Source organism: Candidatus Hinthialibacter antarcticus (assembly GCA_030765645.1).
In the GTDB taxonomy this organism is placed as follows: domain Bacteria; phylum Hinthialibacterota; class Hinthialibacteria; order Hinthialibacterales; family Hinthialibacteraceae; genus Hinthialibacter; species Hinthialibacter antarcticus.
Window position 1 is genome coordinate 74081 of the sequence record JAVCCE010000004.1, and the last position, 21185, is coordinate 95265.

Below are 21185 nucleotides of genomic sequence, written 5' to 3' on the forward strand. Positions count from 1 at the left end.
AACATGCCCGTCGTAATGAACATAGAGCCGCCTAACGAAAGCGTCGGTTCGCCCCAACGAGAATCATTCGCCAACGCGCTCCTGGAGGCGGCGGCGGAAACCGGCTCCGAACTCAGCGTCTCCTATGTCGATGATGAGGCGATCCAGGCGTTAAACCTCGAATACCGCAAACTCGACGCGCCCACCGACGTGCTCTCGTTCTCCATGCGCGAAGGCGAAGCCGTCGGCCAAAGCGGCCTGTTGGGCGACATCGTCATCTCAGTCGAAACCGCCCGGCGTCAGGCCGACGCCCTGGGCCATTCGCTCGGCGACGAGTTGGACGAGCTCTTGTTTCACGGCATGATTCACCTGTTGGGGAGCGACCATTACAACGATGACGACCGCGACGAGTGGCTCAACACAGAAAAACAATTACAGAATGAATTATTGAAACAACAAATTGCGTATCAACCCAAAGGGTTGGCGTACTATGAAAAAATGATGGAAACGGAGATAGGGGAGAGCGCCCGGCAACACGCGGCCGCTGACCAATCATGACTGAACTCATTGAGGGCGCAATTTTTATTCTATGCTTGGGGGTATCGGCCTGCTTTTCCGGTTCCGAAACAGCCTTAACGTCAATGACCAAAATGCGCGTAAAGCGCTTGTTTAATGAAGACGACCCCTCCTATCACCGGTTGGAGAGTTGGCTGCACGAACCCAACCGCTACCTTGCCACGATCTTGGTCGGCAATAATTTCATCAACATTTTCGCCTCCGTTCTTGCGGCGAATATGTCAGAGCGAATCTTGACGACGTATTATAATTTTGACAACGCAACCGCCTGGGGCGCCGCCATCGCCGTCGCCGTCACCACCTCCACCTTTCTTATATTCGGCGAGATCGTACCGAAAACCTATTGCAAAGAACACGCGGTGCGCATTTCGCAAATCGTCATTGGCCCCTTAGACCTGATCTGGAAATTCCTCCACCCGATTATCAGCGTGTTTCTCTTTATTTCGAACAACATCAACCGCCTTTTGGGCGCGCCCCACGTCAAAGAACTGCCGCTCATCACAGAAGACGACGTGCGCCAGTTAATTGAAATGAGCGAAAAGGAAGGCGTGCTTGAACAAGACGAACGCGAGATGATCCACAGCATCATCGACTTCGGCGACACCCTGGTCAAAGACATCATGACGCCCCGGGTTGACTTTCAAGCCATCCCGCTCGACTTAAAACCCAGCGCAGTCCGTAATGAAGCCGTCAGCGTCGGGCGCTCCCGCATCCCCGTGTATGAAGACGACCTCGACCACATCGCAGGCATCCTGTACGCCAAAGACCTGCTGAAATACGACAATGAACAGGGCGTTCCCCTCAAAGACATCGTGCGCCCCACCTTGTTCGTGCCCAAAACCAAAAAGGTCAACGAACTGTTAGACACCTTCAAACAGGAAAAAAACCACTTAGCGATTGTGGTCGATGAATACGGCCTCACCGCCGGCCTGGTCACCATCGAAGACGTACTCGAAGAAATCGTCGGCGACATTCAGGACGAATACGACACCGAGACCCCCGACTACGAAACCCGCGAAGACGGCACGGTAATTGCGGATGCTAAAATAGACTTAGACGACCTGACCGACGTATTCGACGTCGAGTTTCCCGAAGAAAACGTCGAAACCCTGGGCGGCTTCGTATCAACGCTACTGGGCCGCGTACCCGAAATCGGTGAAGTAGCCGAATTCAGTAACCTGAGATTCAAGGTGTTAGACTCAGATGAACGCCGCGTCAAAACAATTGAGATTTCAACCATTGAGCCTGATTTAACAGAACAAGAATTAAATGGCGCGTAGAAAAAATTCGCCGTCAGCCGTAGCGTTGTTCAATCTCAGCCGTTGATCTGATGGTTCTTAAACGATAGATCAAACAAGAAAGGCAACCGATCCAAGATTATGATACGTCGCTTACGTAATTATTTTTTCACTGGCTTACTGGTCATCGTTCCAATCGGCATCACGATATGGATCGTTCTCGGCATTTTTCAATTTATGGACAACTGGTTTCGCAACCTGGTCATTTCACAAGACTGGTGGCAGAACTACGTCGGCGAGAAGATTCCCTATGAACACGGCTTTGGCTTTGTGTTGACCATTATCATCATTTGCATGGTGGGGTTTTTCGCCTCGCTTTACATCGGCAAAAAAGTCCTATACCTGGTCGATTATTTTTTCGCGCAAATCCCCGGCGTCTCGACCATCTACAGCGGCCTCAAGCAAATCAGCGAATCAATCGGCGGACGCCGCAGCAAAATTTTTGAGCGCGTCTTGTTGGTCGAATATCCCCGCCGAGGCATCTACGCGCTCGGCTTCGTCACGGGAGAAGACGAGGGCGTCTTCACGGATATCATCGGCGCCGATTCGCTCTATGTATTTTTGCCGACGACTCCCAACCCGACTTCGGGCTTCTTTTTGCTGATTCCAAAAGAAGAAGCCATCGAACTGAAAATCACCGTCGAAGAAGCCATGAAAATGATTATCTCCAGCGGCATGGTGGCGCCGAAAGTCGTCAAACCCATTTCGCAAAAAGCGCTTGAGCAATCAAAAATCTATCAGTCCGCCGCGCACGAAACAAAAACCGACAAAAAATAGCGCTACTCCCCGGGTTGTCCACTTCGCGGCTACACTACGGCCTTCTATTGCGATTGGGGAGACGACCGTATGCCGCAGTCTGATCGTTCTGTAATCTCAACCGTATTCTGGCTGCTGTTGGGGCCGCTCTTATTTATATTGATTTTGTGCGCGCCAACGCCCGGCGACCTTTCCGTCCCTGCACAACGTACCGCCGCCGTCGCCGTCTGGACCGCAATCTGGTGGCTGAGCGGCGTAATCCCCCTCGGCGCTACGGCGTTGTTACCGTTTACGTTATTTCCATTTTTGGGCGTACTTGAATCCAGCAAAGCGATTGGCTACTTCGCCCATTGGTTGAATTTTTTGTTTCTGGGCGGCTTTCTCATCGCGGCCTGCATCGAAAAATGGAACCTCCACAAACGTATCGCGCTCGCGATCATCGTCCAGGTTGGAGTAACGCCGCGCCGCAATCGTCTATGGTTCGGGGCAGGTTTCGTCGCAACAAATGGCGCGGGCGGGGTTCGGGTTGAATCTAATTGCGATCACATTGATTACATTGTTCTTTTACTACTTGACCAGCAGTCTTTTGGGCATTGAATTTAATCAATTGCCCGAATGGGCGCAGATTCAGCAGTGAAGGGGTCATCATGGAGCAGTCATCGCATCAATTTGACATGGCCTATAACGTACGCATCGGCGGCGACCTGCCTGTGTTCATCGCAGGGCCGTGCGTCATTGAATCTCGCGGGTTGTGCATCGACGTCGCCCAGCGCCTGAAAGAACTAACCAGCAAGTTAGGCGTTCCCTTTATTTTCAAAGCCTCGTTCGACAAAGCCAACCGCACCAGCGGGCAGTCGTTCCGCTCGATTGGGTTTGAAAAATCGCTGGAAATCCTCGCCGAAGTACGCGCCCAAATCGGCGTCCCGGTTTTGACTGACGTACACGAACGCGATCACGTCAAACAAGTCGCTGATGTGGTTGACGTATTACAAATCCCCGCGTTTTTATGCAGGCAGACGGATTTGCTCGAAGCCTGCGCCCAAGTCGACAAACCGGTCAACATCAAAAAAGGGCAATTCATGGCGCCCCAAGACATGCAACACGCCGCCGAAAAGATTCGCGCGGTGGGACGCGGGCGCGTCTGCCTGACCGAGCGCGGCTCATCGTTTGGATATCACAATCTGGTGGTCGATATGCGCAGTCTGGTTGTCATGCGCCAATACGCCCCCGTGATTTTCGATGCGACTCACAGCGTCCAGCAACCCGGCGCGGCGGGCGGCGCCTCTGGCGGTCAGCGCGAGTATGTATCGCCCTTGGCGCGCGCGGCGGCGGCGGTAGGCGTCGACGGGTTCTTTATCGAAACCCACCCCGATCCACAACAGGCGCTCAGCGACGGCCCCAACATGGTGCCCCTCAATGAAATGGAGCCGCTGCTGCGTTCGCTGCTGGCGATTCACCAGGCGGCCCGCATTTAATCTAATTCGGGTTTAATTCCCCACCCCTTGGGGCGCAAGAAATACTAGAAGCCATCTCTAAATAATTTGTTCGTTGCGAAAGGCATGGGTGCATCTCTGCTTGCTTCGGTGCAGGCTTTCTGGCCCTTATGCACAGGCGCTCCCAGAGTTGCACCCATGCCAAACTTGGTGTAGCAATTTGTGAAATCGTGGCGGGGTGGCAAGGGCAAGGTCGAATGTAATGAGACCAGCCCTTGAATCGTATGGGTGATCCCCTCTGGCGCTTTCAGCGCAAAAAAGCCTTAAGTCAATGACATTGCTTTTAAGGGGCGCTACTATTGTCAAGCGAGGCGCCAAAGTAGCCGTTTAAAGTGGAACTTCTTCCCAAAATCCTGCGCCGGTTCCTTTATTCTATGTTCGAGGTAGAATATACGCCGCACTTAATGAAAAATTCCGTAAGATACCACGATAATCAATTGGAGACGAACATGATTGATCCGCATGGATCCGATACACTGAATCCGTTGTACGTCCAAGATGACGCCCAACGCGCTGAATTACAAAAAGAAGCCGCCGGGCTGCCTTCCGTCCTGGTCAGTTCCGCCGCCGCCGCCAACGCGGTGATGCTGGGCAGCGGCTATTTTAACCCGCTGACGGGTTATATGACCAAAGCCGATGCGCTTTCGGTCGCCGACAAAATGACCACCGCGAGCGGCGTGTTCTTTCCCGTCCCGGTGTTGAACCTCATTTCTGACGCCTCAGATGTACAAGGGAAAAAACGCATTGCGCTGCTCGACCCCAACGTCGATGGCAACCCCGTTATTGCGATTCAAACCGTTGAATCCGTCGAAGAATTCAGCGAAGACGATATGAAACAGATGACGGAAAAGATTTTTCGCACCACCGACGATAAACACCCCGGCGTGGCGGCGTTTAATGGTCAGGGCCGCGTGTGCGTGTCAGGCCCCATTCAGGTGTTGAACTTCTCATACTTTGCGGCAGACTTCCCAGACACGTTCCGTACGGCGTATCAGATTCGCGAAGAAATGGACAAACTCGGCTGGGAGAAAGTGGTCGCGTTCCAAACCCGTAACCCGATGCACCGCGCCCACGAAGAACTATGCCGCATGGCCTACGAAGCGGTCAACGCGGATGGCATCTTAATTCACATGCTGCTTGGTAAACTCAAACCGGGCGATATCCCCGCCGATGTGCGCGACGCTTCGATTCGCAAGATGGTTGAAGTCTATTTCCCCGCGAACTCCGTTTTAGTGACCGGATATGGATTCGACATGATGTACGCCGGGCCGCGCGAAGCCGTACTTCACGCGGTGTTCCGTCAGAACAGCGGCTGCACCCATCTGATCGTAGGCCGCGACCACGCGGGCGTTGGCGATTATTACGGGCCGTTTGACGCGCAGGCGATCTTCCATGACGAAGTGCCTGACGGCGCATTGAAAATTGAAATCTTTGAAGCCGACCATACCGCATGGTCGAAGAAACTCAATAAAGTGGTTATGATGCGCGACCATCCCGACCACGGCAAAGACGACTATGTCTTCTTGTCAGGAACCAAGGTTCGCGACATGTTATCAAACGGTGAAGACCTGCCCGAAGAGTTCTCCCGTCCCGAAGTCGCCAAAATTTTGATGAGACACTACCAATCAGAAGCCTAAGTCGCTTCATTGTTTATGCTTACAAGAGCCGGGCGGGAGAAATCCTGCCCGGCTTTTTTTATTCAATATTCAAACTTTCTATATAGTGCGCTTGGGGTGGGTACGTCTCTCTTCGCTTCGGTAAGATTACAGCGTTTGAAATGAACATTGGGATGGCGACACCTGCGTCAGGCAGGCTCCTAGTGAGCCGCTTATAAACGATTACATTTCACACTCTCGCGGCTCGGCGGGAGCCTCGCCCTCCCCTCGTTTGTAAGGGTGGATAAGATGTCAGCGGAATTATTTAATTTTCCTCAGAGAGTGTCGCAGGCGAAATTTCAACCACATTCATAACTCGGCGGCCATTGCCCAGTGCAGGGCCGGGTTCCAACCGCAACAACGCTTCATCATGATGATAGCCAATCCCCGGCCATGAATACACAATCACTTCTTTCGGGTAGGGTTCCTGATCGTAATCAACATACGCATTCAGCCCGTGTTCGCGCAGCCACTGCGGCAAGCGCTTATCTCTCAGCGCTTCTTGAAACGAAAAGTCGAGAGTGAGGCCGTCCATGTTGAGCCATCGCTGCCGCGAAAAATATCCGAGAATGCCGCAGTCAGAATACGCAAAGGTGTACGTGTATTCGTCATATTCCGCCAGGGCCGTCGCGTTGTTGTAAGCGGAAACAAACTCGCTGCGGTTGAAGACGATTTCGCCGCTGGTGTGGGTGAATGCGACCAGACACGCGAGCGCAAGCAAACCATTACGCCAACGACGCGGGACGATGCGCGCTTCACGTAAATACGCAGGCAGGAGAATCCCCAGTGAAAATGCGGGCAGGGCGAAATACCAGTCCCAGGTTTCCTGACCGCCGCGTAGCAAGATCATCCCGACATAAATCACATTGCCCCATCCCAGCCACGCCAGTGCGTTCGTCTTTCGCGCTGCCCACAGGCTGGGCAATATCGAAAATAACGAAACCACATACAAAATGCTGTAGGGAATTTCCAGGCTCAAGAAGCCGGACCTCGCGACTTTTATCATTGCGCTTACCGGTAGCCAGTGTCCCCAGACAAGGTAATTCGACAAGAAATATCCGCACACCAGAGCGCCCTGTAATGCGCCTGCCAGCGTAAGCGACGCCAGCGTTATTTTTTTTCGGCGGTATTGCAGCAGCAGCCAGCCGTCCAGCGCGAGCGCCCATACCAAGTGGTCAATGCGCGACAATCCAAACAAGCCGGAAACCAAACCAATCGCCAATGCGCGACCGGGCGTGATCGCGTTCGGGGTTGCGGTCAACATCCACAAACATGCAAATAACACGACGCACAGCGGCCCCTCCATGCCATAAACTGGAGAGAACAACAAAACCGAAATTGTCCAAACAACAGCAAACCAGGCGTAGGGGTTCTGTTCGCGAAGCAATGATGTGCGCAACAAAATCGCAGCGGCGCCGTAGAACCATAAACCAAGGATGCTTGCGATGCGCGCAAAATGGTGCGGGTCATTGATGGCGTTGGCGATGGGAATGAGCAGCCATTGCCATAAGGGGTGATAGCCGTTGGTGTGAGTAAGCCCGTCAAAACTCGATGGGACGCCGTTCGCCCAATTGCGGGCGATGGTGAAATAATAGAACGCGTCGTCCGGGACAAAACGCAATATGACATCGCGCATCGAAGCCAGATAGAACAGAACCGATAGTCCAATCAGACATTGAGCCAGAAACAGTAGGTCAAGCGGCAAACGACGTTTCATTCATCAAACCATGCACACAAACGGGTTGGCGTTTTTCTCGATGCTGACCGTGGTGATGGGGCCGTGGCCCGAACAGAGCAAGCAACTGCCAGGCAACGCGAACAGTTTGGTTTGAATATGGCCGACTTCTTCTTGCTTTAATTCTTCGCTACTGGTTCCGCCGATGGAGCCTGCAAAGATCGCGTCGCCTACAAACGCAAGAGTATTTTCGACCACCAAACTGAGCGAATTGGGCGTGTGTCCGGTGGTAATCAAAACGCGATTGTTTAGGTTCCCAATCGGCAGTGAGTCGCCTTCCGTCACCGGCTTGCCATTGATGGTTTCGCCTGTCATCGAATAAACGGGAATATTAAATCTCTTGACGATTTCATCCAGCGCCTGGTCGTGGTCCCAATGGATATGGGTCAGAAATACCGCCGTCAAACTGGCGCCATGTCGTTTGAGGAACGCATCATAATCGGGGCTGTCGGCGCCCGCGTCGATTAAGATGCACTCTTTTGTTTCAGGGCACCCAACGATATAGGTATTGACCTCGTTCACGTCTGGAAAAAAGAAGGGCTGAAATAACATTATTGAAGCGCTCCCTTCAAGTCGGCGCCATCAAAGTTGGCTTTGCCTTGGGCGCCGGTCAGGTTTGCGTCAATCAGTTTCGCTTGGCGAAAGATGGCGCGGGTGATATCAGCGTTGGTCAGGTCGGCTTTGGAGAAATCCGCCCGCGCTGGTCGCGAATAAAAAAACTGCGCCTCGCGGCAATTCGCGTTTCGCGCAATGGCGCCGACGAGGTTGCTGCGCTTGAGATTGGCGCGTTCGAGTTGGGCGTCAGACAAATTGGCGGCGCCGAGGATAGCAAATTCAAAATTGGCGCCGGTCAGAATTGCGCCGCGCAGGTTGGCGCCTTCGAGGTTGGCGCGGGTGAAGTTGCATCCGGTGAGGTCGGCGCCTTGCAGCGAACAACCCGCCAGCATCGCATGAGAAAAATCAACGCCCGCCAGTTTTTCGCCGCTGAGGTCGATTCCCGATAACACCCAACCCGCCAGCGACGCGCCCGAACGGGCGACCTTTATGACTTGCGAGTGGTATTTCTCGCGACCATGCAGATGCCTCCAACAGACGCTCTCGTGGGTTAACGCATAACAACCGCCGTCGCCCGATTCGCATTTGACGAAGTCATAATATAAATTCATTGATGGTTACTCATTTCTTTCAGGTTCGTTTTCTTACGAGATCATATCGAAATTCTCGGTAATTTGTAAATGCAATGCTTTCATTCGCAGAAAGGCCCGGCGGTGATTTATGACACATAACCTCTTTTCGATGTTATAGTTACAGTAATCTGGCGGATTTGGTTCTATTTATATTCTCCCTCAAGTGTTAAACTTAACCGACGATACTTGATGTTAAAACTTAATTATTTATCTCCCCGGAGTTTGTGATGATTGCGCGTATGAAACAGATATATCCATCGTGGGTGCGTTTGCTCGCGCTGACGGTTTTACTAACAACTTTCACTGGATGCGCTGGAATCAAAATCGTGCGTATTCCTATCCCGGTTCCGACCTTTGGCTTCGGCGGCGATAAATCGCCCAAAAAGACTGAGCCGACGAAAGAAGCCATCGCTCAAAGCGGAGATCACAAAATGACTGGCACCGCCTCCTGGTACGGTCCCAAATTTCATGGCCGCCGCACTGCCAACGGCGAACGCTTTAACATGAACGCGATGACCGCCGCTCACCCGAGTTTGCCCTTCAATACGCGATTGCGCGTGACCAATTTAGACAACGGTCGCAAATGTATTGTCCGCATCAATGATCGAGGCCCCTTCAAAGGCGGGCGCATTGTTGACCTCTCCCGCGCCGCTGCGAGAAAACTCGACTTTGAGCGGGATGGATTGGCTAAGGTTCGCCTGGAAGTATTGTAATCTCGCAAAATCGAGGCGGTTCCCGTCTACGAAACGCGCTGTTTGCAATACAATGTCCGCGTTATGTATGAACGCGCAAAAATCCACCATATTGACGAAGAGGGCATTCTGGTCCGGGCGTTTACAGAGCCGAGTTTTTACCACTTTGAGGGCGACCCCGAAGCGATGGACTCGCCCCTGGTAGACGCATTGTTGAAGTATTACGACGAAGCCGCTCTCGAAACCATGACGTGCAAAGGGTTTAACACCACCTCCGGCGTTTTGTATTGGCGCAGCGAACTTGCCACTCCATTGAGTGAAGACAACATGGTTGATATTGGCGAGCGCTTGTTTTTGGTTGATGAATTTGACGAGCGCGTTTTTGACGACCTGGCGTATGATACCATCGCCAATGGGCGCGTCCCCGAAGGTTGGACGCTGATTGCCCGTGAAGAATAAATTGCGCCGACTCTATTTTGCGCTGGCTCTTGCCTGCATTTTGTTTGGCGCTTTGACGTTGCAGGGGTGGAGCGACGACCCACAGTTTGGGCGGTTGTTATCGCCCGCCTTTCAAGTTATCCATCAAACCGACCGTGACCTTCAAATCCACTGGCAGCAATCTCCCGATTCTACCGAGACCGTTCTTTACGCACTATTGGCGTTGCCCGGGCCGATTCAACAGGCGACCCAATCGGTCGCTTCTTTTGAATGGGACGTGCAAGGCGCGACGCCGCAGTCAGGCGATCAAAATGACTTTGACGAAAAGAACCCCAAACGCACATCACCCCGCTTGCAAGTTCGCGAGTTAGGCTATCTGGCGGGCGTTCGCATTGCGTCGTTGCAGTTACGCTTTTATTACTCGAGCGCGGCGGCGGACGTGGTCTCATTTCCCCGGGGTACGCTTCGCATTCAATTTAACCAACTTGATCCGATGCGCTTTGATTCGTTCCCCCATGATATCGCCCCCATCGCAAAGGCGTTATTGCTGAATGATCCGTCTCGAAAAATCGCTCCGGCGGAGAATTCGCTTGACGCGCCGTATTTCAATAAGCGCGCGGTGAAATTTTTTAGCGGCGTTGAGGGATTAGTCCAACTGTCGGCAAGCGAAGTGCTCGATTCATACCAACATGATATTGAAGCGTCGCGGTTGGCTCTGTTCCAAAAACGTCTCCCGATTGAGCGGGCGGTGATTGACGAGACCGGCGAGATCAAACAGCGCGGTTTGTTGGCGCCAGGCGATTCGATTGTGTTTTTCGCGCCTGCGTCTGAAAGCGCTTTTGCAACAGAAACCGTAACGTGGCTTACACTCGATAACGAATCGGTGCGTGACTTTCCGTTGTTGCAAAAACCGAGCGGTGCGCAATCCGTCAATGCGCTTTGGCAAAAAACGCGCTATGAAAATGACGCCGAATTTATCGAGGGCAAACCCACCAATGAAGAGCAGGATTCACATTGGATCTGGGCGGACTTGATCGGGACGGCGACGCCTGCGTTTTCGTTTTCTGTGAACCAGGCCCCGCGTTCGGCGACCGCCTCGCTTACCATGCGCCTGCATGTTGGCAACGCGCGTTCTGAGGCGCTTGTTGAATTCGTCACCCCATACATTGACGGCGTTCACGTCGAGTGGTCCGTCCCCGCAGGTACGGGGTATGTGCAGGCGACGGCTGCGTTATCGTCTCAGTTATTGCAACCGGGCGAACATCGCTTGACCTTTGAGGGCAGCGCTTCTGCGAAGGCGGCGGGCAAATTTGAAACCATCGCTCTCGATTGGTTTCAACTCGCGTTTCGCGCGGACGTAACTCCTTCGACGGCGCCCTATCAAACGCCGAACCACTCAATCGCCATTGCGCTTGACGGCGAGAGGGATGCGGTGTGGCTGCCGGATGACCCTGCGCTTTCGCCTGCATTGGCCAATCAATTGCCTGCCATTGAAACTCCAGCAGCGGGACGGCTGTTTATTTCAAATAAAAAAAATGCAGCGCTGAGCGGCCGCTTTGAATTATATGACCCTACGGCTTCGACCCTTAACGATCTATTGAATCTGTCGCAGTCGGACGTGGTGTTGATTGCGCCGTCGGATTGGCATCAAGCGTTGACGCCATTTCGCGATTCGTTGTTACGGTTGGGATACACCACGCGCATTGCATCGGTTGAAGCCATCTATGACCGCTTCGGCGACGGCAGGTTGTCGCCCTTTGCTGTGCGCGAATTTTTGCGTTACGCCTATCGCACCTGGAAACGCCCCTCGCCGTCTTATGTATTAATGATTGGCGACGCGACCTGGGATTACAAAAACCGCTACGGCGTTGGCGTTAAAAACTACGTTCCCGGTTATCGCGCCAAGCCGGAGTACGCCGTCGAAAACTGGTTCGTCCGTCTTGATGATGAAAATGATAACGTCCCTGACATGATGATTGGTCGGTGGCCGTTGCGCTCGGTGGACGAACTCAACACGCTGATTGAGAAAACCACGCGCTACAAAGAAGCGCTCGAACCGCAGCCCTGGCTCAATCACTTGTTTCTATTGACGGACCACGGCTTTGACCGCTTCACGGAAGAACTGGAACGGGAGTGGGTCCCCAAAGGATTTCGGCTCACACAGCGGCATGTACAAGACTACCCGCTGATTGACAACATCTATCTGCCCGAAAAACTGCGCGCCGAAAAACGCGCAAAGACCAGTCTCGCGGCGACAAAAGACATCATCAGCATATTAAACAACGGCGTTTGGCTGATGGAATTTTTCGGACATGGCGCGCCGAACGTCGTCGGAAATGAGCGCCTGTTTTTTGGCGGCGGCTCAAAATTCACCGACGTGAAAAAACTCACCAATACCGACCGCCCGTTTTTATTCTGGTCGTTCAGTTGCGAGACCAGCAAGTTTGATTACCCTCGTCAGAAATGGAACATCTCCATCGGCGAAGACATGTTGACTCACCCCAACGGCGGCGCGGTGGGCCTGTTGGGCGCCGCAGGGCGCGGGTATCCCCACGATCATATTGTTCTTGCGCGCGGGATGCACGAGGCGCTATTTCATCACGGGCTGCAAAGCATGGGGCAAATTTTGTTGGCGGGCAACTTGATGGGACTCGCCTATCAGGACGTGTTTGAACCCGCTGACCAATTTTGCTTTTTAGGCGACCCGACCATTCGCCTGCCGAACTATGAAGCGCTATCTGTGAGCACGGAAAAGAAACAGGACGCAATTGAAATCTCGATTCCCTACGCGCCCGACGCCGTCCATGCGCAACACGCCGCCGCCTGGGTGCGAAGCGGCAGCGACGTCATTCGTTACGCAACCATACCCCTTTTGGAAAACACTTCGGAACCGTTGAAAATAGGCGGCGTCAAATCTCTCTACGCCGGGGCGGAAACAATATTGAAGCGCGATGGCAAGATTGTGGTTTCACATGGCGCAAACTATCTGTCAGCGCCTGCGCCCGCAATGATTGAAGCAACCACAGGGCGCTTGCCTGATCTGGTGATTGAACCCGGTTCGCTTCGAGCCCTGCCCGATGCGCCTCGTTCGGGCGAAACCGTGTTTCTTGACGGCGTTATCAAAAACCAAGGCAAAGCGACCGCTGAGGATATTTTCATCCACGGCCTTCAAGCCATACATGGAAAGAAAAAGGTTCCATTCAATGTTGTTGTCGGGCGGCGCGGCGAACGCATCGAACGGCTTGACCCCGGCGAGTCGGCGCCGGTTCGCTTGCGTTGGGACCCAACAGGAAACAAGGGCCCGTTTGATATCGAAATGCTGGTAGACCCCTTCGATCAAATTAAAGAAGAAAACGAAGACAATAACTCAGCTGACACGAAAATCACCGTGCGCCGCAAAGCAGACCTCTTGGTCGAAGACGACCGCTTTACACTCACGCCGACTGAAGACGGCAAGCGATTTCTCGTCAGTTTTTCGGTGCTCAATTCCGGCGAAAGCGCAGTGGATAAATTCTTGATCGAAATGGCCTATTCTCTTCAAGGTTCCGATAAACGATTTAGTGGTTTTGTTCCTGAAGTTGTCAATCTGGAACCCGGAAAACGCTATAACGCAGGCGGCGTGCGCGTCCCGGCGAACATTCAGTATTTTGAACTGATTGTTGACCCGGACGAGTTGGTCGATGAAGAAACCCACGATAACAATACGTTTCGATTTGACGTTGAGTAGGTTCAGCCCTTCACCGCGATATTTGCGGTCACGCCTTCGGGAAGTTGAGTCGTAAAGTCCATCAAATTTTTTTGCAACCGTTCGGCTTCGCGCGGCGAAATTGCATAAAACGAAACCGTTGGCTCCGCCACGCTGACTTTTTGGTCGACCGTCCATTCGCCGACTTTGATCCAACTTTCCGGCAGGCGTCCGCGCCACCAACTTTCATAGATCACTGCAATCGACGCGCCTTCCTGCCTCGCCCACGATTCGATGAAGGCAGCGCCCATGCGTCCATGCTTCGCCGCCAGCGAAGGCTCACGGCTACTCAGCCCCATGCCGTCGAGGCAGCGGATATCCGCCAAAAAATTAATCGCGCCGATGTCATTCGCGGCGACGGCTTCCCCTTGATAATACTGTTTAAGAAACAGCCCCATCTGGTATTGTTGCTGATAGAGGTTTTTGCACCCCGGCGCGATTTTTAAGACGGACGATGCGTTCCATACATACGGCGTAATCGCAAGCAGTGCGGTTGCGAGCGCAATGGTTTGGACCATGCGCCGTTCCCGTTTGGGTGAGCCGCTTGCCAGGTGTTTCCATTGCGTCCACAGTTGCGGGCCGAGCGGCGCCAGCGCCAGAAACGCAATCGCGAGCAGGTAGGCTTCATAGCGATAAAACCAGCCGATCGACGCCGCCGCGCAATGCAGAGGCGTTGCGCACAAATACACGCCGCTGAGGATACGCTCGCTGTTCCAGGGCGTCTCTGTTTTTCTCCAAAAAACAAATAGGCACAACACATACGGGATCAGCAAATGTCCGGTGTTGAAAAGCTGCCCGAACAGGCGTTCATACAATTGCAAAAAGAACAACCAGCCCGGTTGGCCGAGTACGCTTTTGCGAACAATCGACGCGGGGAAAAACTCCCAGCCGTTCATTACCTGCACGGCCCCCATCATCACGATGGGCAGCGCCGCGCAAATGATGATGCCTAGCGCTGTTCGCCATTGTTTGCGGATGAAAAACATCAACGCCAGCGGCGCGATGACGAACACGGTTTCATAGCGAAATGCGGTCGCGAAAAATGCGAGCAGAAACAATAAAACCAGTGCCGTTTTCGCTCGCTCTTTTCCAAGCAGAGTGGACGCCGTATACGCCATACTCGCGGCGAGCAACACATGAATGGTGTGTTCCATCCCCAATAAGATTAGAGCGGGCAGCGGCAAAATTAAACTAAATACAATCGCCGCCGCGCCCGCCGCCGCCCAATGCCATTGCTGATTGATGAGATACACGCACATCAGCCAGACCAGCGTGAGCGCCGCCGCGCCGTTCAACGCCAGCGGCAGCCATTCATGATTGCCAATGATGGAAAACGCCGCTGCTAACAACAGCGTCCATCCCGGCGACGACGAACTGGCGCTAAAGCCCGAAAGCGAAACGCCCCATACGCCGTGCTCTGCGAAATGGCGCGCCATCGCCAGGTGAATATATGGATCGTCAATGGGATACAAAACACGATGCGCAAATTGATACGATTCGCCAATGATCGAGACGACAAGCATGCCGATCACTGTCAGCGGAAACGCATACGCTAAATTCATGTTTATGCTGCGTTTCATTGATTTTCCTTCATCAGGCGCACTTTGGATTGCGTCCTTCACCTTACATAATGTAAGCAAAAGAAGCAATTCATTTGAGGCGAAAAAACGTGACAGCCGTCCAACCCGTTAAAAAAGTCAAACCCATTTTCGGCGTGTTATACAAAGACCCTGCCGTCTTTGCGCAAGTGGTGCAGCGCATCGAAAACCATTTCGGCCCGGCGGATTTTTTTAGCGCCGAACATCCCTTCGTTGAAACCGAATACTACCAGGAAGAAATGGGGCCGGACTTAATCCGGCGTTATTTCTCACTGCAACCACTAATCTATCCTGACGCGTTGGTTCACATGAAACACCTTTCCAACCAATGGGAGGAAGAATTCAGCGCTGACGGCAAACGCGCGATCAATCTTGATCCGGGTTACATTCACGGCGCCAAACTGGTGCTAGCCAGTTGCAAGAACTTCAGCCATCGGGTTTATCTGGGGCGCGGCGTCTACGGCGAAGTCACCATGCGTTTTGAGAATGGCGAATTCACCCGCTTGCCGTGGACGTACCAGGATTACTGGAACCACCGCAGCGACTTACAATCTATTCGCGACATTCTCATCAAACAAATTAAGGAACCATCCGAATGAGCACTATGAACATAACAACTTGGATTACGACAACGCTCATTTCTTTTTTTATTGCAGCCGTATCACCCGTTTTTGCGCAGATGCACGCCTACAACGGTAACGACAACATCGACGCCATCGACGTGCAGGTGGTTTACTATGTCGCGCAAGGCGTTAAGCCGCTGCCCGACTGGCGCGAACGGGTGGAGTATCATCTCGCCCGTATACAAAAATTCCACCAACGCGAATTCGCCGGGCAATCGAATTTTACTTATGACATCCTCCCGGCGCCGTTTATCGCATCCGCAACGCCGAACGGGTTCCCCCAAGACGACGTCAACCAGTTTTATTGGCAGATTATGAATGAGGTCTGGCATTCAGGCGAAGTTGAATGGAAGGACGGCGCGTTTCCTATCCTGCTGGTGATGGGCGATTGCAACTTCTCGCCCGGATACAACGATTGGACGCGCGTCTGCGACGGAGACAATTGTTTTTTAGAGCCGCCTCATGAGCAATGCGCCGGACACGTCAGCGGCAACGGCGAAGACCGTCCCGGTTCGCGCGCAGGCGGCGCCCGTTCGGTTTATTGGGCGGATCGTCATATCGGCTTGGGATTGGTCACGGCGGACGGCTGGCGGGTTCCCATCAAAGGAACCGATTGCGTGACCTATCACGAGGGCATCGGCCATGCCATCGGGCTGCCGCATCCTGAGCCGATCAACGCTTCGGTGATGGGGACGGCGCAATACGTTGATTCGATTCAAACCACCTGGATCGACAACAATCAAAAGGAAGCCCTCAATTGGACCTCGGCTGCGATCAAAAAAGACGACCTGTTTTCGACCTTTTCGATTTCACATCAACCATCGAAGCCAACCACAAGCACTCCCATCACGCTATTTGCCAAGGCGCCGCTACGGTTCGAGGTCGCAAGCATCCAGGCGGAAATTCAGCGCGGCCTGCGCCAGCCGTTTGCAGCCTTGCCTGATCCGTATCGCTTCGAGGACGGGCAATTCCAATATTTTTCCTGGAGCCTGCCGCCGCTGGCGCTCAACCACAGCCTCGCCTACCGCATCCGCGTCGAAACCCAAGACGGCGAAAACGAAATGATTTGGGATTATTTGAAGGCGAGGGAGTGAATAAATAATGCCTCGGATTAGCGAATTTTTCGGAATCGTAATTTGGATGTATTATAATGATCATGCGCCTATACATTTTCACGCTGAATATGGTGAATATGAAGCGCTATTTGATATAGATACTTTAGAAATTATCTGAGGTGAATTACCGAGGCGAGCATATTCTTTAGTGTTGGAATGGGCAGCAATGCACCGAGAGGAATTGAGAAATAATTGGGATAGAGCACGAAACGGTGAACCATTAATACGGATTTCTCCACTCGAATAAAGGTACAATGAAACAGCAACGAGTCAAAATCATAGAAGCAAAGCCTCTGACTGAATTTCATGTTGCGTTGAAATTTAACGATGGCCATGAAAAAGAAATTGATCTATTGCCGTTTCTCAACGGTCAAGTTTTCGAACCGCTGAAAAATGATCCTGCTCTATTCAGACAAATCTCCCTTGAAGGCGGAACGCTCTGCTGGCCAACTGGCGCCGATATCGATCCTTACGTTCTCTATTATGGAAGCGCAGAAGAAGCCGAAAAATATATAATGAAAACCTCTGCCACTCTCACTTAATCTTTTCCACTCCACAACGCTCAATTGACAACGCCCCACGCTCTCGCCTATAGTGTGTGTAATCGCTGGGGGTGGACGGGCGTACCGTCCTGAGAACATACCCCTCGAACCTGATCCGGCTCGAACCGGCGGAGGGAAGCGATTGTTGCACGCCGCTTTTTTCTTTTCGTAATTTCTTCCGCGACCTGCAATCCCCTCCGAACCATTTAGCGCCTGGCGTCGTATCGCTGTGCGCGAGGAGAACCCGATGATTAACTATTACCCTAAACCGGAACCGATGTCGTTCAATCGGCAACCCGCTGCGCCCGGCGGCAATGTCACCCAGATGCACTTCGCCCGCAAAGGCATCATCACCGATGAAATGCAATACGTCGCGAAATGCGAACGGCTCGATGCGGAAACCATCCGCGCCGAGGTCGCCCGCGGACGCATGATTATCCCCGCCAACGTCAATCACAAATCGCTGGAGCCAATGGCGATCGGCATCGCGTCGAGTTGTAAGATCAACGCCAACATCGGCAACTCGGCGGTCACCTCCGACCTCAGCGAAGAAGTCAAAAAGATGCAATGGGCTGTCAAACACGGCGCGGATACGGTGATGGATCTCTCCACCGGCGGCGACATCCCCGGCATTCGCCAGGCGATCATCGACGCCAGCCCGGTCCCCATCGGCACGGTGCCGACCTACGAAGCGCTGACCAAAGTGCGACAGATTGAAGAATTGACCGAAGAAATCCTGCTCGAAACCATCGAAGACCAGGCCAAGCAGGGCGTGGGTTATATGACCATCCATGCGGGGCTGCTCTTGCGCCATATTCCCAAGACGCTCAACCGCGTCACCGGAATCGTCAGCCGCGGCGGCTCGATCATGGCGCGTTGGATGATGCACCATCACCGCGAGAACCCCTACTACACCATCTATGACGAGATTTGCGAAATCTTCAAACGCTACGACGTTGCGTTTAGCATCGGCGACGGTTTGCGTCCCGGCTGCCTGGCCGACGCCAGCGATGAAGCCCAGTTCGCCGAACTCGAAACCATGGGCGAACTCACACGCCGCGCCTGGGAGTATGACGTGCAGGTGATGTGCGAAGGCCCCGGTCACGTCCCCATGGACCAGATCGAGATGAACGTCAAAAAGCAGATGGAAATTTGCGACGAAGCGCCGTTCTACGTCCTCGGCCCATTGGTGACCGACGTGGCGCCGGGCTACGACCACATCACCTCCGCGATTGGCGCCGCGATGGCGGGGCAGGCGGGCGTCGCCATGCTGTGTTATGTCACGCCGAAGGAACACCTCGGCTTGCCCAACATGGAAGACGTCAAGCAAGGCTGCATCGCCTACAAGATCGCCGCCCACGCCGCCGACGTAGCCCGCAAGCGTCCCGGCGCGCGCGATTGGGACGATGCGCTCTCCCGCGCCCGCTATGCGTTTAATTGGGAGCAGCAGTTTGAATTGTCGCTCGACCCCGACACCGCCCGCGCTTATCACGACGAGACCCTGCCGGATGAGAGTTATAAAGAGGCGGCGTTTTGTTCGATGTGCGGGCCGAAGTTCTGCGCCTACAACATCTCGCAGCACACCTTGCAGCAGAACGTGCGCGACCTGCGCGACAAACTCAAAAGCGAAGGCAAAATCGACGACAAAATGGTCTTGCCGAAATAGTAAGTAACGACTCTACTTGTATGTAAGGTGGGGGTTGTTTGATACGCGTTTATTTACCGTAATGCTCTCAACCCCCTCTGTGTCTCCCCCATCTTGGGGGAGAGGTTTCTACTGTGCGGGAGGCAGGTCTCGCTTTTAATTTATGAGATTGCTTTGGTCGCTAACGCTTCCTCGCAATGACACTGCCGCAGGGTAGGGCTCGCGGCGCGAAGCGAAGCAGCCCACCCCTTTTCTCTTAAACCTCGCCGACGCCGAAGACGGCGCAACCGACGGCAAATTTAGCGGGGTGGTTGTGTGAGGCCGGGGAATAAGTAATGTTAATTGTGAGGTGAAGTTTTATAAAATTATTGTTGCAATTTACTCTTCGATGGTTTATCTTGAAGGCGTCTTCGTGTTTTCAAAATCTACGATGGAGCCACAATAATGGATTTCCGCATAATTATTCCCAATATTTCAACTCTCAGTGATAAAAAACGAATCGCCAGCCAATATGTAATCGACTACAAAAACCTTGATGAAGAAGCGCTTAATGACGCGTTGATTAAAACGGCTCCTCAATATTACAATGAGGAAAATGTAAAAAAATCCTTATCTGATTTACTGTTTCATTCAGATAGAAATATACGAATTCTTCATCATATTATTCTAAAAACCGTTTTGTTAAATCAAGATGATTTTTTAATGCCGCAGAAAGATTTAGACCAATCAGTAATTGATTTTGAGCAAGAAATTGTTAATGCCTCAAATGAAGACCTCCAATACAAGAATAAAGAGAAAAATCAACATATTGAGTTGTTCAAGTTTTTGCTTGAAACGGCATGGGAGCGCGACGACGATATCACGCCAGATGAAAAGAATTTGATTGAAAAATTGAAAAGCAAATTGCAAATTACAGATAGAGAATACCATATTTTGGAAGCAACAATTGGACGGTTTCCAAAAGATAAAAACGAAATACATTTGCACGATGATATTCGAAAGTGCAGGTTAGAACTTCAAAGCTGTGGATTACTTATGTGTTTTAGGACTCCCGATAAAATTGAATATGATGTTCTTCCAAGGGAAGTTGCATCGGCAATTAGAAACGTTTGGAATATTGAATTAAAAGATCATGGCTACAAAGCATTAGTTAATTATAAAGCTGTTCGTAATAAACAATACATAATGGATATGCTTGAGAAAAATGGTGTTTATTGCGAAAAATATTCGACGGTAGAAGAATTGCAAAACTTGGTAGTGACTCACATTGCGCCAAGCATATTGCTTGGGGGCTTTTCGTCACGCGATGGCCTTGATGTATCTGTGTTATCTAAATGGTGTCGCGAACTTTCCTTAGCTTGTTCAGGTCAAAAAACGGAATTAATAAAACGAATAATTGAATATTATGACCAATTGAAAGAAACAAGTTCTCTCGTGGGGCCAGATGGCGACGAACGAGAATTGTTGTTTTCATTTTTTGAAGAACTATCAAAACGCGACTTAGAAGAACTACGAAAACAAGGTGTTATTTCAAAAGACATCGAATGTGAACGACATTTTGAGCGAGCAACTTATTATATCTTTGAAAGATATCTTGACCATAAACCACAGCAGCTTTCGGGTACAGAACATGCAGACGGAATTCTTGCATATAAAGATCGGTTGATCCTTTGGGATAACAAGTCAAAAGAACAGCCTGTCAACTTGAAGGATCACGTCAAGCAGTTTGATCGATATATACAATCTTCACAAAAGCGGATAGCCGCTTTTATCGTAATTGGCCCCGATTTCACAGAAGAATCGAGTCGCGAAGCGATGAAGTATAGCATCTCAAATGATGTTCCAATTGGTTTGCTTAAAGCGTCTGATTTAAAGAATGTTGCATTACAATTTAAAAAGAATGGTATGAACGAACCATTCCCATTAGGTAATTTTATTCAAACGGGGCTAATAAATATAGAAAAGTTTGTATTTTAGCCGCGGTAGCGACTGTCTTGGTTGTCAAGTTGTTTTTTCTGGTGAAAGTGGTTTGGCGATGACATTGAGGATACATAGAAGTTTTCGCATTGCAGCAATGAGAGCGGTCATTTTGGCTTTTCCGTTCGCAA

General features: G+C 51.9%; 18 protein-coding genes and 1 riboswitch. Of the genes, 14 read left to right on the plus strand and 4 right to left on the minus strand.

What is annotated here, in order from left to right:
- The first annotated feature begins 3 nt into the window (after positions 1-3).
- The 6 genes from ybeY to sat all read left to right on the plus strand — a co-directional run bounded on the left by ybeY (position 4) and on the right by sat (position 5739).
- Positions 4-537 carry an rRNA maturation RNase YbeY gene (gene ybeY, locus P9L94_01205; protein ID MDP8242670.1) on the plus strand — a complete coding sequence of 178 codons (534 nt, stop codon included), beginning with the start codon at positions 4-6 and terminating at the stop codon, positions 535-537.
- Positions 534-1835: a hemolysin family protein gene (locus tag P9L94_01210; protein ID MDP8242671.1), complete on the plus strand. Its 1302-nt coding sequence runs from the start codon at positions 534-536 to the stop codon at positions 1833-1835. Before ybeY ends, P9L94_01210 begins: the two co-directional genes overlap by 4 nt.
- Positions 1836-1934: 99 nt before the next feature.
- On the plus strand, positions 1935-2630 hold the full coding sequence (locus tag P9L94_01215) for a DUF502 domain-containing protein (GenBank protein ID MDP8242672.1): 696 nt from the start codon (positions 1935-1937) through the stop codon (positions 2628-2630).
- A 69-nt stretch (positions 2631-2699) separates the two neighbouring features.
- Positions 2700-3206, plus strand: a complete 507-nt coding sequence (locus P9L94_01220) for an anion permease (GenBank protein MDP8242673.1) — start codon at positions 2700-2702, stop codon at positions 3204-3206.
- Between the two features lie 50 nt (positions 3207-3256).
- A complete protein-coding gene (kdsA, locus tag P9L94_01225; GenBank protein MDP8242674.1) occupies positions 3257-4084 on the plus strand; it encodes a 3-deoxy-8-phosphooctulonate synthase in 828 nt (275 codons plus the stop codon).
- A 467-nt stretch (positions 4085-4551) separates the two neighbouring features.
- Positions 4552-5739, plus strand: a complete 1188-nt coding sequence (gene sat / locus P9L94_01230; GenBank protein MDP8242675.1) for a sulfate adenylyltransferase — start codon at positions 4552-4554, stop codon at positions 5737-5739.
- A 283-nt stretch (positions 5740-6022) separates the two neighbouring features.
- Here sat and P9L94_01235 read toward each other — a convergent pair whose 3' ends face one another.
- The 3 genes from P9L94_01235 to P9L94_01245 are packed head-to-tail and all read right to left on the minus strand — an operon-like array spanning position 6023 to position 8658.
- A complete protein-coding gene (locus P9L94_01235) occupies positions 6023-7474 on the minus strand; it encodes a hypothetical protein (GenBank protein ID MDP8242676.1) in 1452 nt (483 codons plus the stop codon).
- A 3-nt stretch (positions 7475-7477) separates the two neighbouring features.
- On the minus strand, positions 7478-8044 hold the full coding sequence (locus tag P9L94_01240) for an MBL fold metallo-hydrolase (protein MDP8242677.1): 567 nt from the start codon (positions 8042-8044) through the stop codon (positions 7478-7480).
- Entirely contained in the window at positions 8044-8658 is a 615-nt protein-coding gene (locus P9L94_01245; GenBank protein MDP8242678.1) for a pentapeptide repeat-containing protein, read from the minus strand. The genes P9L94_01240 and P9L94_01245 overlap by 1 nt, the downstream gene beginning before the upstream one ends.
- Before the next feature lie 260 nt (positions 8659-8918).
- Between P9L94_01245 and P9L94_01250 the strand changes: the two genes are divergently transcribed.
- The 3 genes from P9L94_01250 to P9L94_01260 all read left to right on the plus strand — a co-directional run bounded on the left by P9L94_01250 (position 8919) and on the right by P9L94_01260 (position 13536).
- Positions 8919-9392, plus strand: coding sequence for a septal ring lytic transglycosylase RlpA family protein (locus P9L94_01250; protein ID MDP8242679.1), 474 nt, complete (start codon positions 8919-8921; stop codon positions 9390-9392).
- A 63-nt stretch (positions 9393-9455) separates the two neighbouring features.
- Complete coding sequence (locus P9L94_01255; protein MDP8242680.1) at positions 9456-9830, plus strand: hypothetical protein; 375 nt, start codon at positions 9456-9458, stop codon at positions 9828-9830.
- Complete coding sequence (locus P9L94_01260) at positions 9820-13536, plus strand: C25 family cysteine peptidase (GenBank protein ID MDP8242681.1); 3717 nt, start codon at positions 9820-9822, stop codon at positions 13534-13536. Before P9L94_01255 ends, P9L94_01260 begins: the two co-directional genes overlap by 11 nt.
- A gap of 2 nt (positions 13537-13538) precedes the next feature.
- On the opposite strand, the gene P9L94_01265 is transcribed toward P9L94_01260, so the two are convergent.
- The gene (locus P9L94_01265) at positions 13539-15134 is read right to left on the minus strand and encodes a hypothetical protein (GenBank protein MDP8242682.1); all 1596 of its coding nucleotides are present in this window, start codon (positions 15132-15134) and stop codon (positions 13539-13541) included.
- An 89-nt stretch (positions 15135-15223) separates the two neighbouring features.
- Here P9L94_01265 and P9L94_01270 point away from each other — a divergent pair, with 89 nt between their 5' ends.
- From P9L94_01270 to P9L94_01290, 5 genes are all read left to right on the plus strand, one after another.
- Positions 15224-15751, plus strand: coding sequence for a DUF4416 family protein (locus tag P9L94_01270; GenBank protein MDP8242683.1), 528 nt, complete (start codon positions 15224-15226; stop codon positions 15749-15751).
- Positions 15748-16869 carry a hypothetical protein gene (locus P9L94_01275; protein ID MDP8242684.1) on the plus strand — a complete coding sequence of 374 codons (1122 nt, stop codon included), beginning with the start codon at positions 15748-15750 and terminating at the stop codon, positions 16867-16869. Before P9L94_01270 ends, P9L94_01275 begins: the two co-directional genes overlap by 4 nt.
- Positions 16870-17144: 275 nt before the next feature.
- Entirely contained in the window at positions 17145-17432 is a 288-nt protein-coding gene (locus tag P9L94_01280) for a DUF2442 domain-containing protein (GenBank protein ID MDP8242685.1), read from the plus strand.
- 57 nt (positions 17433-17489) lie between these two features.
- Positions 17490-17586, plus strand: a riboswitch (TPP riboswitch).
- Between the two features lie 93 nt (positions 17587-17679).
- Positions 17680-19098 carry a phosphomethylpyrimidine synthase ThiC gene (thiC, locus tag P9L94_01285; protein MDP8242686.1) on the plus strand — a complete coding sequence of 473 codons (1419 nt, stop codon included), beginning with the start codon at positions 17680-17682 and terminating at the stop codon, positions 19096-19098.
- Between the two features lie 423 nt (positions 19099-19521).
- Positions 19522-21054, plus strand: a complete 1533-nt coding sequence (locus P9L94_01290; GenBank protein MDP8242687.1) for an SAP domain-containing protein — start codon at positions 19522-19524, stop codon at positions 21052-21054.
- Positions 21055-21185 lie beyond the last annotated feature (131 nt).

Excerpts from the sequence above, each read along its gene's own strand:
- P9L94_01275 (MDP8242684.1), top strand. The coding sequence starts at position 15,748 with ATGAGCACTATGAACATAACAACTTGGATTACGACAACGCTCATTTCT.
- P9L94_01220 (MDP8242673.1), top strand. The coding sequence starts at position 2,700 with ATGCCGCAGTCTGATCGTTCTGTAATCTCAACCGTATTCTGGCTGCTG.
- P9L94_01235 (MDP8242676.1), bottom strand. The coding sequence starts at position 7,474 with ATGAAACGTCGTTTGCCGCTTGACCTACTGTTTCTGGCTCAATGTCTG.
- P9L94_01255 (MDP8242680.1), top strand. The coding sequence starts at position 9,456 with ATGTATGAACGCGCAAAAATCCACCATATTGACGAAGAGGGCATTCTG.
- P9L94_01240 (MDP8242677.1), bottom strand. The coding sequence starts at position 8,044 with ATGTTATTTCAGCCCTTCTTTTTTCCAGACGTGAACGAGGTCAATACC.
- P9L94_01250 (MDP8242679.1), top strand. The coding sequence starts at position 8,919 with ATGAAACAGATATATCCATCGTGGGTGCGTTTGCTCGCGCTGACGGTT.
- thiC (MDP8242686.1), top strand. The coding sequence starts at position 17,680 with ATGATTAACTATTACCCTAAACCGGAACCGATGTCGTTCAATCGGCAA.
- ybeY (MDP8242670.1), top strand. The coding sequence starts at position 4 with ATGCCCGTCGTAATGAACATAGAGCCGCCTAACGAAAGCGTCGGTTCG.
- P9L94_01215 (MDP8242672.1), top strand. The coding sequence starts at position 1,935 with ATGATACGTCGCTTACGTAATTATTTTTTCACTGGCTTACTGGTCATC.
- sat (MDP8242675.1), top strand. The coding sequence starts at position 4,552 with ATGATTGATCCGCATGGATCCGATACACTGAATCCGTTGTACGTCCAA.
- P9L94_01280 (MDP8242685.1), top strand. The coding sequence starts at position 17,145 with ATGAAACAGCAACGAGTCAAAATCATAGAAGCAAAGCCTCTGACTGAA.
- P9L94_01245 (MDP8242678.1), bottom strand. The coding sequence starts at position 8,658 with ATGAATTTATATTATGACTTCGTCAAATGCGAATCGGGCGACGGCGGT.
- P9L94_01210 (MDP8242671.1), top strand. The coding sequence starts at position 534 with ATGACTGAACTCATTGAGGGCGCAATTTTTATTCTATGCTTGGGGGTA.
- P9L94_01265 (MDP8242682.1), bottom strand. The coding sequence starts at position 15,134 with ATGAAACGCAGCATAAACATGAATTTAGCGTATGCGTTTCCGCTGACA.
- kdsA (MDP8242674.1), top strand. The coding sequence starts at position 3,257 with ATGGAGCAGTCATCGCATCAATTTGACATGGCCTATAACGTACGCATC.
- P9L94_01290 (MDP8242687.1), top strand. The coding sequence starts at position 19,522 with ATGGATTTCCGCATAATTATTCCCAATATTTCAACTCTCAGTGATAAA.